The following is a 14,974-nucleotide window of genomic DNA, read 5'->3' on the forward strand; positions in this document are numbered from 1 at the left end:
CGCCACGGGCTTCCATGCTATCACCGGTATCTGAGTTCCGGTCAGGGTCTGCGCATTTGCCTGATCCGGGGGCATTCTCTCCGGCGCGTCAGTCGCTCCCCCACTGCCGCCATCGGATGGAGCGGGGTCGCTCAGGTGGTTTCAGGTGATTGTGGTTTTGTACGGCAGCGATGATCGCCAGCGCGCCCGCAGCGAGGCTCATCAACCCGGCATTTTGGAGGCCGCTGAACCCGTCAAAATAGCCGCGCGAGCCGAACGCTATGTACAGCGCTGCCCACAGGATGAGCCAGACCACAGCAGCACCGATCAGAACACCAGACAGCTGCCCCACCCAGCGACCTGACCGCCGCGCCATCACGACGCAGACGATCGCCGCCGCAAGCAGCGCCGCGGCAACCGCAATCACGACAGCCAAGACTCCCACGGTGCTCGCCGTGCGCCACCACCGGTCGATGCGGTCTTGCTCACTGACCAAGCTCGAATCGAGCGTCAGATCGTACCGGTGCGCGTCCCCCACCCGCGGTGTTTGGATGGACAACACGAGCCCATCGCCGGTCTCGGAGAGGGGCACACTGCTGCCGACAATGAGCGGCACCACGTCTGGCGCAATCGTGAGGGTCGACACCGCTGCCGAAACGCCCGGCACGGTGTCTTGCGTGACTCGATCAATGCTTTGCGTCGCATCCCACACCAGGTGCGGCACGATGGTTCCGCCTGCGTCCAGCATCTGCACCGGATGGCGCACTTCGGTGTCGATGCGCACAACGAAACTCTCGCCGATAGCGCCATCGACCTCAATTTCCACCGCAACGGCGGTGTCTCCGGTTTCCGCGCGGAATCGCGCAGGCACTCCATCGATCCACACCCCACGAACCGCGACGTCCCACCGGTTCCACCCGTCGGCCGTTGGGTATTGCACCCCATAGGACGGCACCCCATACCGCGATACATCGTCAACGAGCACGGTAACTTCTTCCCGCACCGCGAGCACGAGATCGTCGCCGTCACGCGTCAGGGTGCCTGCGATGCTCGCAGCTTCCGGCGTCGTTGCGTGCGTCTGCGCGTAGACGTCGCGCCCGTCCGGAGTTGCGATGGGCCCTGCGACGCTCGCAAGCACGACCAGAGCGATGGGAACGATGAGCCCGAGCCACACCCACCGCACGCGGGGATTGCCACGCAGCCGCGGCGCCTTTGCTGGTTCCAACTCGGGAAAGACCCGGTCGAAGAGCTCTCGTACTTCTCCGCGATCAGAGAACATCGCGACGTATGGCAGCAGGCGGTCAGATGCCGTCACGCGCGAGCGCAACTGGGTCTGCGTGATGTACAGCTCGATGCCCGCAATATGTTCTTTGTAGAGTGCGCCCTCGCGTGACAGCGGGTCGCGCCCCGACACCAGTACGAACACGGTGATCGCCGCGGCTACCGTGAGACCAATCACGATCAGCATCCACCAGCCCGGAATACTGGACGAGCGAATCGCCATCTGACGCAAAACGGCGAGCTGAGCGGCCAGCAGAACGATCGTGGCCATGATGAAAGATTCGAGCACGATACCGGTGCGTTTGCGCCTCAGGTGGTGCTTCTTCTCGAGGTGACGCGCCATCATCGCGTCGGTGGAGACCGGGGGCTCATTGCGCAGCACGATGCGCTTCGCGCGGCGTGCGATACGGAGTTTGTCTTGCGGATCGTCTGCCTCGGCACGATGCTCTAACGCGTCCGCGACAGCGATGGATTGCGGATTTCCTGCGCGTCGAGCAGCGACATAAGCCGCGATCGCGGGCGGCTCGCTCTGCGGCACAATCCATCCGCGCCCGCGTGCGTCGCCCCACGCAATGCGTCGAGCAGCGATGGCAAAGACGATGACACCGCCGAGCAGCAGAAGCGGAACCATGGGTAGCAGGGCAAACACGATGGTGCCCGATTGAGCGCGGGAAACGGCGAAGGTATCGGGAGCAAAGCCCATCCGAACTTCGACGATTCCGTCACCCTCGCTGGAGTTCACGTCGACGCGATAGGTCGTTGATGATTCCCCCACCTCGGCTTCGAACGGCTTTGCCCACCAGTCATGCTCCGAGTCCGACACTTCCGGTGCGGTCACAATGCGGTCAGCGATCTCCGTCGGTGCGGTGATCGCAACGTCGAGGCTGTTGAGGTCAGTGGGCCAGGCCGCACCAAGCACGTTCCACGCCAACGTGTTCTGCGTACCCTCATCGAATGCCATGTTGTCGAGCTGGTACGACAGCTCAATCGTGTTCTTGCCTGCCTCCACGGCGACGACGGCGCGCGCCAGATATGTCTCGTTGAGGTGCGAGAACTTCTCGTCGACGGCAACGCCATTCACGCTGATCGACAGGTTTGTCTCGTAGATCTCGTTCAGCCCAATGCGCGTTGGCACGATGCGTTGAAACTCTCCAGGAAACGCCGCGTCCAAGGTGATGTTCTCGGTGACCTCAACGCGCAGTTGGTCGGCGCTGTTCGCGCTCAAGCTCAGTTGAACGTCGAGGTCTGCGGTCGCGTCCAACGGCGTAAGGTGCTCCTTCGCCTGCTTCTCGAGAGCCGCCCAGCTCGCTTCGCCGCCTCGCCAATCGACCGACGTTGAGCCGGGAGCGATCGCCATCGCCACGAAGACGATTGTGATGAGAACACTGACGATAATGATCGGCGCGCGCACATTGATCGAACCAACGCGACGCGAATAGTTTTCCAGCGTCTGAAGTATGCAGGCAAGCGAGCGCCACAACGGGGTGTACTGCGGACCTTCAGGAGCATCGACAGCGCCGGCAGGTCGCACATCCTCGTGCGGGTGTTCGCCTGCTGACGTCGCTGACACAGCACTCCCCCTTCAAAACGTTGCCAGTCTAAACGTGACGCGCCGCCGAGCACGAAGCTCGACGGCGCGTGTAGGTCACGTGCTGCGACTAGAACGCGGGTGCGACACCCTGCTGACGTTGGCGCCATTGTGCCATCGCTTTCAGGTACTGCGTCGAAATCGGAACCCACAGCGCGACAATCACCAGGATCGGCAGGATGAGGGAGATCAGGCTGGTCACGTCGGCAACGTTGATTCCGCCGAGGCCGGCGAAGACGATGAGCACGGCGATGATGTTGATGACAAACATCGCCGGGTAGACGATGCGGCCCCATGCCATCCCCAGCACGATTCCGACGAATGCGGCCGCATTGACTATGACTGTGGCGAGCGTGAGCCAAGCGAGCAACCGGATCTTGCCCGTCAGCTCGTGATCATCGCCCAACACGGCAGCAACATCGCCCACTGAGCTAAACGACTGCACGACCGAGAACAGCGCGAATGCCAGACCGATGCCGAGCACAATAATCGCTGCGAGATACGGTGCTGGATATTTCGGCTTGCCTGCGGCGTCGTATTTCAGACCGCCGCTCGTCTGCGCGGCGTCGTAGCCCATCTGTCCGGGATACCCTGGCGCGCTGTTTGGTTGCGCGGTGTAGCCGTACGGTGCCGGCTGTTGGGCCGCTCCGGGATCCGACTGTTGTGCCCCACCTTGATACGGCTGTTGTGGCATTCCGGGATATGGCTGTTGTTGCTGTGGCATCCCCTGCGGCGGTTGCGCGGCGGGATAGGCGGGCTGCTGCGGCATCGCGGGCGTGCCCGGCTGATGCTGCGCAGGAGTGGAACCAGGGTTTGGTGCGCCTGACGGAGCAGGGTGCTGGTTCGGAGGCGGAAATCCGTTCGGCATGTCACTCATGCGCGAAAAATAGCAGAACACCGCGCCGCGCAACAGTGGGCACGGTGCGCGACCGCGATAACGGAGCTACGACTGGGGTGCGCCTGTGGCGCGCACCGGCTGACGCCGCGTGCGCGCCAGCACCCCAAGACAGAGCGCGAGAGTGAACAGGGCCCAGACCGCGCACGCGGGCGGCAGAACGCGATACGCCAAGTGTGCGATGGTCCATTCGCTCGTGAGCGGCCCATAGGCAATGAAGCCCCACACGGTTGCGACGATGAGGCTGGCTGGCAGCGCGACCACCCAGAGGGTGCGAAGCCACGCGGGCAGGAGCCGGTTAATAGACGCGCGACGTTGCCGCGCCAGCCACCTGACACCCCAGATCGTGAGAATCCCCAGACCCAGTGCGCTTGACGCATGTTGGAGCCACTTGAATGCCGGCAACGGCCCCCAGGCCGCGTCGAGCCAGGCGTAGTGCTGGCGCCCTTCGTGAGTGAAGGAGTCCCACACGACGTGTGAGACGATCCCGATGGCAAGCGAAAGCAGCAGCCAACCGACCTGCTTCATGGTTCCGCTCGCCGTCACCGGCCCCGGCGAGCCGACGAACGTTTCGCGCATCGTCGCCCGCGTATTCTGCTGCCACGCCGCGGGGAGGCGCTCGGCAATGAATCCGGGCAGCAGATGCACCGCGGCCGGGCGCATCACACAACGCCACAGCAGTAACAGCACGAGGGCAATTCCGCCCGTGAGCACAATCGCCGTGAGGTCATGCGTCGTGGAATACGACGGAACCACCTGCCGCACAAACAGCGGAAGGTCGGGTGTCATGGCCCCCACGGCGATCGCAGCGGGAATGAGGGGTGTGCGCAGAAACGGCAGCGCAATAACGGCATGGCTGGGCGTGAATGGCACGTCAGCTTGCCGTATCGCTTATCCGCGGAAGAGGCCCGCGAGGGCCTTCTTGCCGCGACGTAGCACACTCACGTCGCCAGGCAACGCAAACGTCACGACAGCGTCGTCTGCGGCGACCTTCTCGCCGTCGAGCGAAACGCCGCCCTGCGAAATTGCGCGGCGCGCTTCGCTCGCGCTGGCGACCAGACCGGTGTCAAGCAGCGCCTGCACAACGGTCGTCTCCGGCGCAAGGGTGGCGTTGGGAAGCTCTCCCAGCGACGCCCGCAGCGTCTCAGCGTCAAGGGCTGCCAGGTCACCCTGACCGAACAGCGCTTCAGAAGCGGCAATCACGTCAGCGGTCGTCTGAGCTCCGTGCACGTACGCGGTGACCTCGAGTGCGAGACGCTTTTGCGCCTCACGACGGAACGGCTCATCGGCAACCTTCTGCTCGTACTCTTCGATCTCAGCGCGCGTCAGGAACGTGAATACCTTGAGGCGGGCGATCACGTCAGCGTCGTCGGTGTTCAGCCAGAACTGGTACATCCGGTACGGGCTGCACATCGTGGCATCCAGCCAAATTGCGTTGCCCTCGCTCTTACCAAACTTGGTTCCGTCGCTGTTGGTGATCAGCGGCGTGCCAATCGCGTGCACCGACGTGCCCTCGCTCTTGCGGATCAGATCGGTGCCGCTGGTGAGATTGCCCCATTGGTCAGAGCCACCGGTCTGCAGTACGCACTCGTACTGGCGGTACAGCTCCAAGAAGTCCATGCCCTGCAGCACCTGGTAGCTAAACTCGGTGTAGCTGATGCCCTCGTCCGAGTTCAGACGCGCAGACACGGCGTCCTTCTTCAGCATGGTTCCGACACGGAAGTTCTTGCCAACCTCGCGGAGGAAGTCGATCGCAGAAAGCGGTGCCGTCCAGTCCAGGTTATTCACCATGCGAGCGGCGTTGTCGCCCTCGAAGCTCAAGAAGCGCTCGACCTGACCGCGCAGCTTCGACACCCATTCTTCGACGGTTTCGCGCGTGTTCAGCGTGCGTTCTGCCGTCGGGCGCGGGTCGCCAATGAGACCAGTGGAACCACCGACAAGACCGAGCGGCTTGTGGCCGGCGAGCTGCAGACGACGAAGCAGCAGCAACTGCACGAGATTACCGAGGTGCAGGCTCGGTGCGGTCGGGTCAAAGCCGCAGTAATACGTAACCGGCGGCCCAGCAAGCAGCGCACGAAGCGCATCCTGATCTGTGGACACATGCACGAGTCCGCGCCAAACGATTTCGTCCCAGACGTTTTCAAACGTTGAGTCGTTCGCCACCGCGGCCGTGTTAACCGGTTGAGTTGACATACCCTCCAGGTTATCAGCGGCGCGGAGCCGCCCCGCGCGTGTGACGCGTTCCGCCTCCTGCGCTCACTGAACGGTGGCTACGTCAGCGGGAGCTCTTCCCATGTGACGGTTGCCTCCCGAAGACCGCCGAGCACCGCACCGGAGAACCACTGGATTCCGTAGTCGAGCGATTCGGCAACGTCTTGTCCACCCGATCCGAACAGCAGCACAACGCGGTCTTGATCGATGCTTTCGCGCTGGCAAAACCACCCACCGTGTACCCAGGTCATGTCATCGCTCGGGCCATGTAGGTGTGCGGCCCACGTGTGAAACAGATCCTGAAATTGCGCAGTGTCTGGTGTGGAGACTTTCACACGCACGGTCGCCTTCTTGCGCAGGCCCCGATTGTGCTCCGATGACCACACCCAATCCATGTTCATGCGATAGCGGCGCGGATCCTGCTCATCGAGTTCCGGGAGAACACCGGGAGTTGGCACAACGGCGTCATCAGCAGGGGTCATAGCGTCAGCCTAGCCACGCCGATGGCACCAGGATCCACCGAGCCCACGGGTCACGGCGTGTTCCCTGCAAAATGCAACGGCAAAATCACAAGGGGTTGATCAGCGAGACGGGGTGGGTTAGCCCCACACGGCGCGGAGCTCGCTGAGGCGTTCGGTGAGTGACTCGCGCTGGATCGCAACCTGTGCGGGCGACGTGCCACCGGTTCCGTTGCGGCTGGCAACCGAACCGGCAATCGACAGCACCGAGCGAACCTCTGGCGTCAAATGTTCAGACACCTCGGCGAGCAGCGCGTCGTCAGCGTCTTCCAGGCCGATGCCGCGAATCTCGCAGGCGCGCACGAGCGAACCCGAGACTTCGTGCGCGACACGGAACGGCACGCCCTGCTTGACGAGCCACTCGGCAACATCGGTGGCGAGCGAAAAGCCCTGGGGGGCAAGCTCGGCCATCCGGTCGGTATCGAACGTGAGCGTTGCAATCATGCCGGTGAACGCCGGCAACAACACCTCAAGCGTGGTGACCGAGTCGAAGACCGGCTCCTTGTCTTCCTGCAGGTCGCGGTTGTATGCGAGCGGCAGGGCCTTGAGCGTGGCCAGCAGGCCCGTCAGGTTGCCGAGCACGCGGCCTGCCTTGCCGCGGGCGAGCTCGGCGATGTCGGGGTTCTTCTTCTGCGGCATGATGCTCGAGCCCGTTGAGAACGCGTCATCAAGCGTGACGAAACCGAACTCGCGCGTGTTCCAGAGGATAATCTCCTCCGCCAGACGCGACAGGTTGATCGAAATCATCGTCGCGATAAAAGCGAACTCGGCGACAACGTCGCGGGCGGCGGTGCCGTCCATCGAGTTCTCGCTCGGGCGGGCAAGGCCCAGCTCACGGGCAACCAACTGCGGGTCGAGCCCGAGGGTTGATCCGGCGAGCGCTCCCCCACCGTACGGCGAAACGCTGGCGCGCTCACGCCAGTCGCGCAAGCGTTCCAGGTCGCGCACGAGCGGCCACGTGTGTGCCAACAGGTGGTGTGCGAGCAGAACGGGCTGTGCGTGCTGCAGGTGCGTACGACCCGGCATGATGGCGCCCGGGTGTGCGTCGGCCTGCGCGGCGAGCGCGTCGATGAGGCCGGTGACCTCACCGGCGATGATCGCGGCATGATCGAGCAGATACAGGCGAACAAGCGTCGCGATCTGGTCGTTGCGGCTGCGACCGGCACGCAGGCGGCCACCGAGCTCAGCGCCAGCGCGCTCAATGAGACCACGCTCCAGGGCACCGTGCACGTCTTCGTCAGACTCGGCGGCGACAAACGCACCCGACGTGACATCAGCCTGCAGTTGGTCCAAGGCCGTCTGCATGCCCACGAGCTCGTCAGCGGTCAGGTAGCCTGCCGCGTTCAGCGCGATTGCGTGTGCACGCGAACCGGCAATGTCGTATTCGGCAAGCGCCCAGTCAAAGTGGGTCGACTTGCTGAGAGCGGCGAGCGCAGCCGACGGCCCACCCGCAAAGCGGGCACCCCACAGGGCGCCCTCATTGGTTCCGTGTTCTTCGCTCATGCTGCTTCTCCCTGCTTAGCAAGCAGCCACACCAGCAGCGCCTTCTGCGCGTGCAGGCGGTTCTCCGCCTCGTCCCAAATCACAGACTGGGGGCCGTCGATCACGTCAGCGTCAACCTCATAGCCGCGGTCAGCTGGCAGGCAGTGGATGAAGATGGCGTCGCTGTCGGCCAGCGCCATGACGTCTTGCGTGACCTTGTATTCGCCAAGGTCGCGCAGCCGCGCCAGCTTTTCTTCTTCCTTACCCATCGACACCCAAGTGTCGGTGACGATGATGTCAGCGCCGGCGGCAGCCTCGTTGACATCGGTCATCAGGGTGATGGAGCCACCGGTTGCGGCGGCAATGCGGTCAGCGTCTGCGACAACATCTTCGCGCGGTGCGTAGTCAACGGGCGATGCGATGCGCACGTGCATTCCTGCCATGGCGCCAGCCAGCGCGTACGAGTGCGCCATGTTGGACTGCCCGTCGCCGAAGAACGACAGCGTCAGCCCCGCAAGCTCACCCTTGTGCTCCTTGATCGTGAGCAGGTCGGCAAGCAACTGGCAGGGGTGGAAGTCATCAGACAGCGCGTTGACGACCGGCACGCGTGTGCCTGCAGCCATCTCTTCGAGACCGGCCTGAGCGTAGGTACGCCACACGATTGCCGCTACCTGGCGCTCGAGCACGCGTGCGGTGTCTGCGGGGGTTTCCTTGCCACCGAGCTGGCTGTTGGCGGTCGAGATGATCAGCGGCGAGCCGCCGAGGTCAGCGATACCGACCGCAAACGAAACGCGGGTGCGGGTGGAGGACTTGTCGAAGATGACCGCGACGGTCTGCGGACCGGCGAGCGGCTGCTGCGACCAGCGATCAGCCTTGAGCTGGACGGCCAGGTCAAGGATTTCGGCCTGCTCGGCTGGCGTAATGTCGTCGTCACGCAGGAAGTGGCGGGTCACGAGTTGGTCTCCTCAGGGCGAAGTTCGGGGTGAGCGGCAACGACGGTGGCAAGAGCCTGACCGAAAAGGTCAATGAACTCAGCCACTTCCGCGTCGCCAATGGTGAAGGCCGGGGCAATACGAATGACATCGTCCGTCGGCGCGTTAACGATCAGGCCGAGCTCGTGCGCTGCGGCACGAACGTCTCCTGCCACCGGTGCCGACAAGTGGATGCCAATCAGCAGTCCCTGCCCCGTGGTTCCGGTGACGAGCGGCAACGACGCGACAGCCGCACGAATCTCGCCACCGCGATTGCGCACGTTGGTGAGCAGGTCTGCGTCTTCAATGTGACCAAGCACGGCGTTGCCGACGGCGGTCGCGAGCGGGTTGCCACCAAACGTGGAGTTGTGCGTGCCGGGGTAGAACAGGTCGCTGGCCTCGCCCCACGTCACCATGGCGGCAAGCGGGAAGCCGCCAGCGATGCCCTTGGCAAGGGTCATGGCGTCGGGAACCACGCCGTACACCTGGTGTGCGAACCAGGCACCGGTACGGCCGGTTCCGGTTTGGACCTCATCGACGATGAGCAGGGCGTTGTGCTCGGTTGCGAGCTCGCGGGCACGCACGAGGAAACCCTCGGGGTGCTCGACGACACCGGCTTCGCCCTGGATCGGCTCAATGAAGATCGCGGCAACGTCATCGGTGAAAGCAGCTTCGAGCGCTTCAATCGTGTTGTCGATGTGCTCGACACCCGGAAGCAGCGGACGGAACGGGTCTTGATACATCGGCTTCGGCGTGAGCGCGAGCGATCCGGTCGAGCGGCCGTGGAAGGCGTGGTTCAAGCTCAGAATCGTCGACTTGCCATACTTGCCACCGTGCAGGCGTGCCAGCTTGATCGCGGTCTCGTTGGCTTCCGAGCCCGAGTTGGCGAAGAACACGCGTCCGGCGTCTCCCGTGTTGGCGAGACGCTTGAGGCGAGCAGCCATATCGAGCTGCTGCTGCGTGGCGAAGTAGTTCGACACGTGCGAAAGCACAGCGGCCTGCTGAGACACGGCGTTCACAAACACCGGGTGCGAGTGACCGAGCGAGTTCACGGCGATGCCGCCGAGGAAGTCGAGGTAGCGCTTGCCATCGGCATCCCATACCGAGGAGCCTTCGCCGCGCTCGAGCAGCGCCAGGCGTCCGCCCAGGCTCGTCAAGTCGCGGGCTGCGTCATCCTGCCAGGTCATCCTGCTACCACCTCTGTACCGATTCCCTTACTGGTAAATAGTTCGACGAGTACCGAGTGCGGCACACGGCCGTCGATGATGGCGGCGGAACCAACACCGCCGTCGACAGCATCAAGGCACGCCTGCATCTTGGGAATCATTCCCGATTGCAGGCTCGGCATAATGTCGCGAAGTTCGGTCGACGTCATGTGTGACACGAGCGAGTCCCGGTTGGGCCAATCGGCGTACAGGCCGGGCACGTCGGTCAAGACGACGAGCTTTTGTGCCCCGAGCGCCACGGCAAGAGCGGCGGCCGCGGCGTCAGCGTTCACGTTGAGCGACTGACCGGGGTGGTCAAGGTCGGGCGCAATCGATGAGACGACCGGGATGCGGCCCGCGGCGAGGTGATCGAGCACGGGTGTTGCGTCAACATGCACGACGTCACCAACGCGGCCAAGGTCAGCCTCGACGCCGTCCACAACGACGCCACGACGGCGCCCACCAAACAGGCCAGCGTCCTCACCGGAGAGGCCGGTCGCGATCGGGCCATGCGCGTTGATCTTGGCAACAAGCTGCGGGTTGATTTGGCCGGTCAGCACCATGCGCACCACCGAGATCGCCTCGGTCGATGTGACACGGTAGCCGCCCTTGAACTCGCTCGGGATCGCCAGGCGATCCAGCATGTTGGAGATCTGTGGGCCACCGCCGTGCACCACGACAGGCTGAATGCCGACGTACCGCAGGTACGCCATGTCGGCGGCGAAGGCGTCTTGAAGTTCTTCCGACACCATCGCGTTGCCGCCGTATTTCACGACGATCGTCGCACCCTGGTAGCGCTTAAGCCACGGCAGGGATTCGATCAGCATGGCGGCACGGTCTGACGCCGCGATGGGGTCAGTGACCTGAAGTTCTTTATCTGTCATGAGGCGTAGGCGCTGTTCTCGTGAACGTAATCGTGCGTGAGGTCATTGGTGCGAATGCGAGCTTCAGCGCTACCAACCTTGAGGTCGATGACGAGGCTCGTCGCGCGCGGGGTGAGGTCGACCTCTTCGCGCGGGCGGTCGGGGCCGCCTGCCGTGCAGACTCGCACGCCGTTCATGAAGACGTCGACGTCATACGGGTCAAACTCGGCCTGCGTGGTTCCGATTGCTGCAAGCACACGACCCCAGTTCGGGTCGTTACCGAAGATTGCGGCCTTGAATAGGTTGTTGCGAGCGACCGAGCGACCCACCTCGACGGCGTCGGCTTCTGATGCCGCATTCTGCACGTCGATCGTGATGTCGTGGCTGGCGCCTTCTGCGTCGCTCTGCAGCTGAGCTGCCAGGCTGTCGCTGACGTCACGCAACGCTGCGGCAAACGCATCAAGATCGGGGGTGACGCCGGACGCGCCTGACACCATCAGTGTGACCTGATCGTTGGTCGACATGCAACCGTCTGAGTCGAGACGGTCAAATGTGACATTCGTCGCCGCGCGCAACGCCTGATCGGCCTGCTCAGCGGTCAACACGGCGTCGGTCGTGATGACGACAAGCATCGTGGCGAGACCGGGTGCGAGCATGCCTGCCCCCTTCGCCATGCCACCGATCGTCCAGCCATCGCCGTGCGCTACGGCCGTCTTAGCCTTGGAGTCGGTCGTCATGATCGCGAGTGACGCGTTTTCGCCGCCGTCAACAGATAGGCCGGCGATGCCCTGCTCGACACCCGTGAGGACCTTGGCACGGAAGTCTTCGTCACCGAAACCGATGAGGCCGGTGGAGCACACGACGACGTCGCCTGTGCTCACGCCGAGGAGTTCCGCGGCCTTTTCAGCGGTCTGGTGCGTGGTCTGAAAACCGAACGAACCGGTGAAGCAGTTTGCGCCGCCCGAGTTCAGCACGATCGCTTCGACGACGCCGTCCTGAAGGACCTGCTTCGACCAGATGATCGGGTTTGCCTGGGCACGGTTGGACGTGAAAACGGCGGCGCCCACCTTGAGGGGCCCGCGGTTGACGACGACAGCAACATCCCGGTTGCCTGTCGACTTCAAGCCGACCGCAACGCCTGCGGCTTCGAATCCTTGTGCTGCCGTGACACTCACGGTGCTACTCCGTTCACACTCAGGCCGGTGCTCTCGGCGAGCCCCAGCGCAATGTTCATTGATTGAATGGCGGCACCGGCGGTGCCCTTGGCCAGATTGTCGACGGCGGTCACCACGGTCACGCGGTTCGCCGCACGATCGATCGCGAGGCCCATCAGCGCGGTGTTCGCGCCCACAACATCTGCGGTGCGCGGGAAGAGACCAGCGGGCAGCAGCTGCACAAACGTCTCGTCGCCATACGCGCTCTCCCACGCGTCACGAATCTGCGCATCGGTCACGCCTTCGGCGATCTTCGCGGTCGACGTCGCGAGAATTCCGCGCGACATCGGAACCAGCACAGGCGTAAACGACAGCGTCACGTCTGCTGCACCCGCGTTCTTCAGGGCCTGCTGAATCTCGGGAATGTGGCGATGTGTTCCGCCCACGGCATAGGGGTTGGCGGAACCAAGAATTTCGCTCGCGAGAAGGTTGGTCTTGAGGCTCTTGCCTGCCCCCGATGGGCCAACGGCGAGCACGCTGACGATGTCATCAGACTCGATCACACCGGCAGCGATGCCGGGCACAAGGCTCAGGCTCACGGTCGAGGCGTTGCATCCGGGGGCAGCAATACGGTTCGCGCCGACGAGGTTTTCGCGCTGCTTGCGGCCATCGCCGATCAGCAGCTCGGGCACACCGTACGTCCACGGGTCGTTGAAGTGACCGCCGTAGAACGCTTCCCACGAGGCCGGGTCGGTCAGGCGGTGGTCGGCACCGGCATCAATCACGAGGGGCGTGTCGCCGAGCGCGTCCGTGTACTGACCGGATTGGCCGTGCGGCAGCGCGAGGAAGACCACATCGTGGCCGGCAAGAATTTCCGGCGTGGTGTCTTGCAGCGTGAGGTGCCGCAGCGAACGGAGGTGCGGCTGATGCTGCACGAGGGGCTGACCGGCGTTGGAGTGAGCAGTAACTGTGCGAATCTCAACGTCGGGGTGGTTTGCCAGGAGGCGCAGAATCTCGCCGCCTGCATAACCGGATGCGCCGGATACGGCGACCGAATACGTCATGTCTCTACCTTAATTCAGCGGAATGGGGGCCGAAGGCGGCGACACCGGCATTCCACTGCATACGCAGGACTGAACGCAGGGTCGCCTAGATTCGGCGGCCGCCGCGACGTCGGCGCACGACAGTGACGCTCGAAGCGAGCGTCGGCAGCGTCTGCGCGAAAGGCATGCTGTGAGGTTACTCCTGTCGGGTGGAGGGCGGCAAATCGCGTGCGGAACTGCCGCCCTCTGGTCTGCCCGTTTTCAGCGCCCGGAGAAAGGGCCGCGCACGAGCCTCGTCCAACGGTTTGACGGCAAATGTGGACGGAGCACCGCCATGCCTGTGCCGTACTTACTCATCGATTGCGGGCGGTAGCCCATACGCCATAGCCGCCGGTCGATGTCAGAGGGCTGCGCTGCCGATTTCGTCTCCACAATGGCCATATCCGGTAGCCGGAGGCATTCGCCCTCATGATCTCGCCACGCCAACGCCGTGTCGATCGTGGCGCGTGCGAACCCTTCGTGAGCGAGCAACGTCGTTCGCTCATACGTCGACGTGACCGTCGGGCGCAGATCCGAAGCGATGCCGCCATCAACAGCGCCAGCCTCCAGCATGCGCGCAACCTCGGTACGCGCCTCATCCGTGAGGTCATCGACGTCTTCGTGTGCGATTTCGCGACGGCTCTTTGCGGTGACCCCACGCGGACCGCGCAGCTTGACTTCGACGAACGCTCCCCCGGTCTCAACGTAGCTACGGGTACGCACCTTGAAACGCAGTCTGCGTGGCTGCGCGGCCGTGTGATAGCTCTTCAGGTCGGGGGTGTCGAAGTACACCGAGCGGTAGCGAAACGTGCGCTCCTGCTCAATCTCCAAAACGCGGGTGGCCGGATCGAGCTGACCAAAGAGCGAGTCGAGCGCCGCGATGGGGAGCAGGTATTTGCGATCAAGGCGCGTCATGAGACCGGCATCGGCGACGAGGTCGGCGAGGCTGATCGGATCGAAACGGCTGATCTCACGCATTAGTTGCCCCCGCCCGCCAGAACGCTTGTGCGCACTTCGGTGCGTGGCGGAACCGGCATGACCATGCGGGACGGAGCCATCGGGCGGCGCTTGCGTGCGGCGTCGACACGAAAGCACACGGTGACGAGCGTGGTGTCGTTAACCAGGTCGAGTCGTTCCACGGTAAACGAGCGCACTGTCGCACCGAGCAGGTCTTGCAGAACCCGGGTCAGCTCATCGTCTGCTGTTATGGCGCGGTCGAGGTTGACGGTTTGGTGCCTCGTGCTCGCGAAAACCGCCGGGTGGTCAACGACCGCCAAGACCGCGAGGATCAATGCGGCGAGGGCGACAGGAACCCACAGCTGCGCGTTACCGAGGCCAAACAGAAGCCCGATGGCGAGTGCGGCGAAGTAATACGCCACTTCGCGTTGTGAGATTTCGGATGAGCGCAAGCGAATGATGGACAGCACACCGAAGAGTCCGAGGCCGAGGCCCATCGCCACCTCGGCGGAACCGAGCACAATGGTGACGGCGAAGACGCCAATGTTGACGCCGGTGAATGCGACCACGAGGTCTCGGCGATGGTGACGCGGGTAGTAGAGCGCCAGCGTGAGGATCAGAACGGCAACGAGGTTGGCGCCCAACATGATGATGGATTGCGTGGTCATGATGACTCCTAGATGTCTTGGTAGTTCCATCGTGGAGATCGGTTCTAAGTCGCCTCTAAATCGTCACTAAGAGTTTCCATAGGTATCGCGAGAGTGAACAACGCGACGCGAACGTCGCGA

13 protein-coding genes are annotated in these 14,974 nt (G+C 63.6%); all 13 read right to left on the reverse strand.

Going from position 1 to position 14,974, the window contains the following annotated elements:
• Positions 1 to 88 precede the first annotated feature (88 nt).
• The 13 genes from KTJ77_RS07840 to KTJ77_RS07900 all read right to left on the reverse strand — a co-directional run bounded on the left by KTJ77_RS07840 (position 89) and on the right by KTJ77_RS07900 (position 14,854).
• Positions 89 to 2,830, reverse strand: a complete 2,742-nt coding sequence (locus tag KTJ77_RS07840; protein ID WP_217337852.1) for a DUF2207 domain-containing protein — start codon at positions 2,828 to 2,830, stop codon at positions 89 to 91.
• 88 nt (positions 2,831 to 2,918) lie between these two features.
• A complete protein-coding gene (locus KTJ77_RS07845) occupies positions 2,919 to 3,725 on the reverse strand; it encodes a hypothetical protein (RefSeq protein WP_217337853.1) in 807 nt (268 codons plus the stop codon).
• Positions 3,726 to 3,791: 66 nt separating this feature from the next.
• Positions 3,792 to 4,616 carry a DUF4184 family protein gene (locus KTJ77_RS07850; RefSeq protein ID WP_217337854.1) on the reverse strand — a complete coding sequence of 275 codons (825 nt, stop codon included), beginning with the start codon at positions 4,614 to 4,616 and terminating at the stop codon, positions 3,792 to 3,794.
• A gap of 18 nt (positions 4,617 to 4,634) precedes the next feature.
• Complete coding sequence (tyrS, locus tag KTJ77_RS07855; RefSeq protein WP_217337855.1) at positions 4,635 to 5,936, reverse strand: tyrosine--tRNA ligase; 1,302 nt, start codon at positions 5,934 to 5,936, stop codon at positions 4,635 to 4,637.
• A 77-nt stretch (positions 5,937 to 6,013) separates the two neighbouring features.
• The gene (locus KTJ77_RS07860) at positions 6,014 to 6,436 is read right to left on the reverse strand and encodes a hypothetical protein (protein ID WP_217337856.1); all 423 of its coding nucleotides are present in this window, start codon (positions 6,434 to 6,436) and stop codon (positions 6,014 to 6,016) included.
• 117 nt (positions 6,437 to 6,553) lie between these two features.
• Entirely contained in the window at positions 6,554 to 7,975 is a 1,422-nt protein-coding gene (argH, locus tag KTJ77_RS07865) for an argininosuccinate lyase (RefSeq protein WP_217337857.1), read from the reverse strand.
• Positions 7,972 to 8,907, reverse strand: a complete 936-nt coding sequence (gene argF, locus KTJ77_RS07870) for an ornithine carbamoyltransferase (RefSeq protein WP_217337858.1) — start codon at positions 8,905 to 8,907, stop codon at positions 7,972 to 7,974. The genes argH and argF overlap by 4 nt, the downstream gene beginning before the upstream one ends.
• The gene (locus tag KTJ77_RS07875; protein ID WP_217337859.1) at positions 8,904 to 10,112 is read right to left on the reverse strand and encodes an acetylornithine transaminase; all 1,209 of its coding nucleotides are present in this window, start codon (positions 10,110 to 10,112) and stop codon (positions 8,904 to 8,906) included. Before KTJ77_RS07875 ends, argF begins: the two co-directional genes overlap by 4 nt.
• The gene (argB, locus tag KTJ77_RS07880; RefSeq protein ID WP_217337860.1) at positions 10,109 to 11,014 is read right to left on the reverse strand and encodes an acetylglutamate kinase; all 906 of its coding nucleotides are present in this window, start codon (positions 11,012 to 11,014) and stop codon (positions 10,109 to 10,111) included. The genes KTJ77_RS07875 and argB overlap by 4 nt, the downstream gene beginning before the upstream one ends.
• Complete coding sequence (argJ, locus tag KTJ77_RS07885; RefSeq protein ID WP_217337861.1) at positions 11,011 to 12,168, reverse strand: bifunctional glutamate N-acetyltransferase/amino-acid acetyltransferase ArgJ; 1,158 nt, start codon at positions 12,166 to 12,168, stop codon at positions 11,011 to 11,013. Before argJ ends, argB begins: the two co-directional genes overlap by 4 nt.
• Entirely contained in the window at positions 12,165 to 13,211 is a 1,047-nt protein-coding gene (argC, locus tag KTJ77_RS07890) for an N-acetyl-gamma-glutamyl-phosphate reductase (RefSeq protein WP_217337862.1), read from the reverse strand. Before argC ends, argJ begins: the two co-directional genes overlap by 4 nt.
• 240 nt (positions 13,212 to 13,451) lie before the next feature.
• Positions 13,452 to 14,207, reverse strand: coding sequence for a polyphosphate polymerase domain-containing protein (locus KTJ77_RS07895; protein ID WP_217337863.1), 756 nt, complete (start codon positions 14,205 to 14,207; stop codon positions 13,452 to 13,454).
• The gene (locus KTJ77_RS07900; protein WP_217337864.1) at positions 14,207 to 14,854 is read right to left on the reverse strand and encodes a DUF4956 domain-containing protein; all 648 of its coding nucleotides are present in this window, start codon (positions 14,852 to 14,854) and stop codon (positions 14,207 to 14,209) included. The genes KTJ77_RS07895 and KTJ77_RS07900 overlap by 1 nt, the downstream gene beginning before the upstream one ends.
• Positions 14,855 to 14,974 lie beyond the last annotated feature (120 nt).

This window comes from Microbacterium sp. NC79 (assembly GCF_019061125.1).
Taxonomy (GTDB): domain Bacteria; phylum Actinomycetota; class Actinomycetes; order Actinomycetales; family Microbacteriaceae; genus Microbacterium.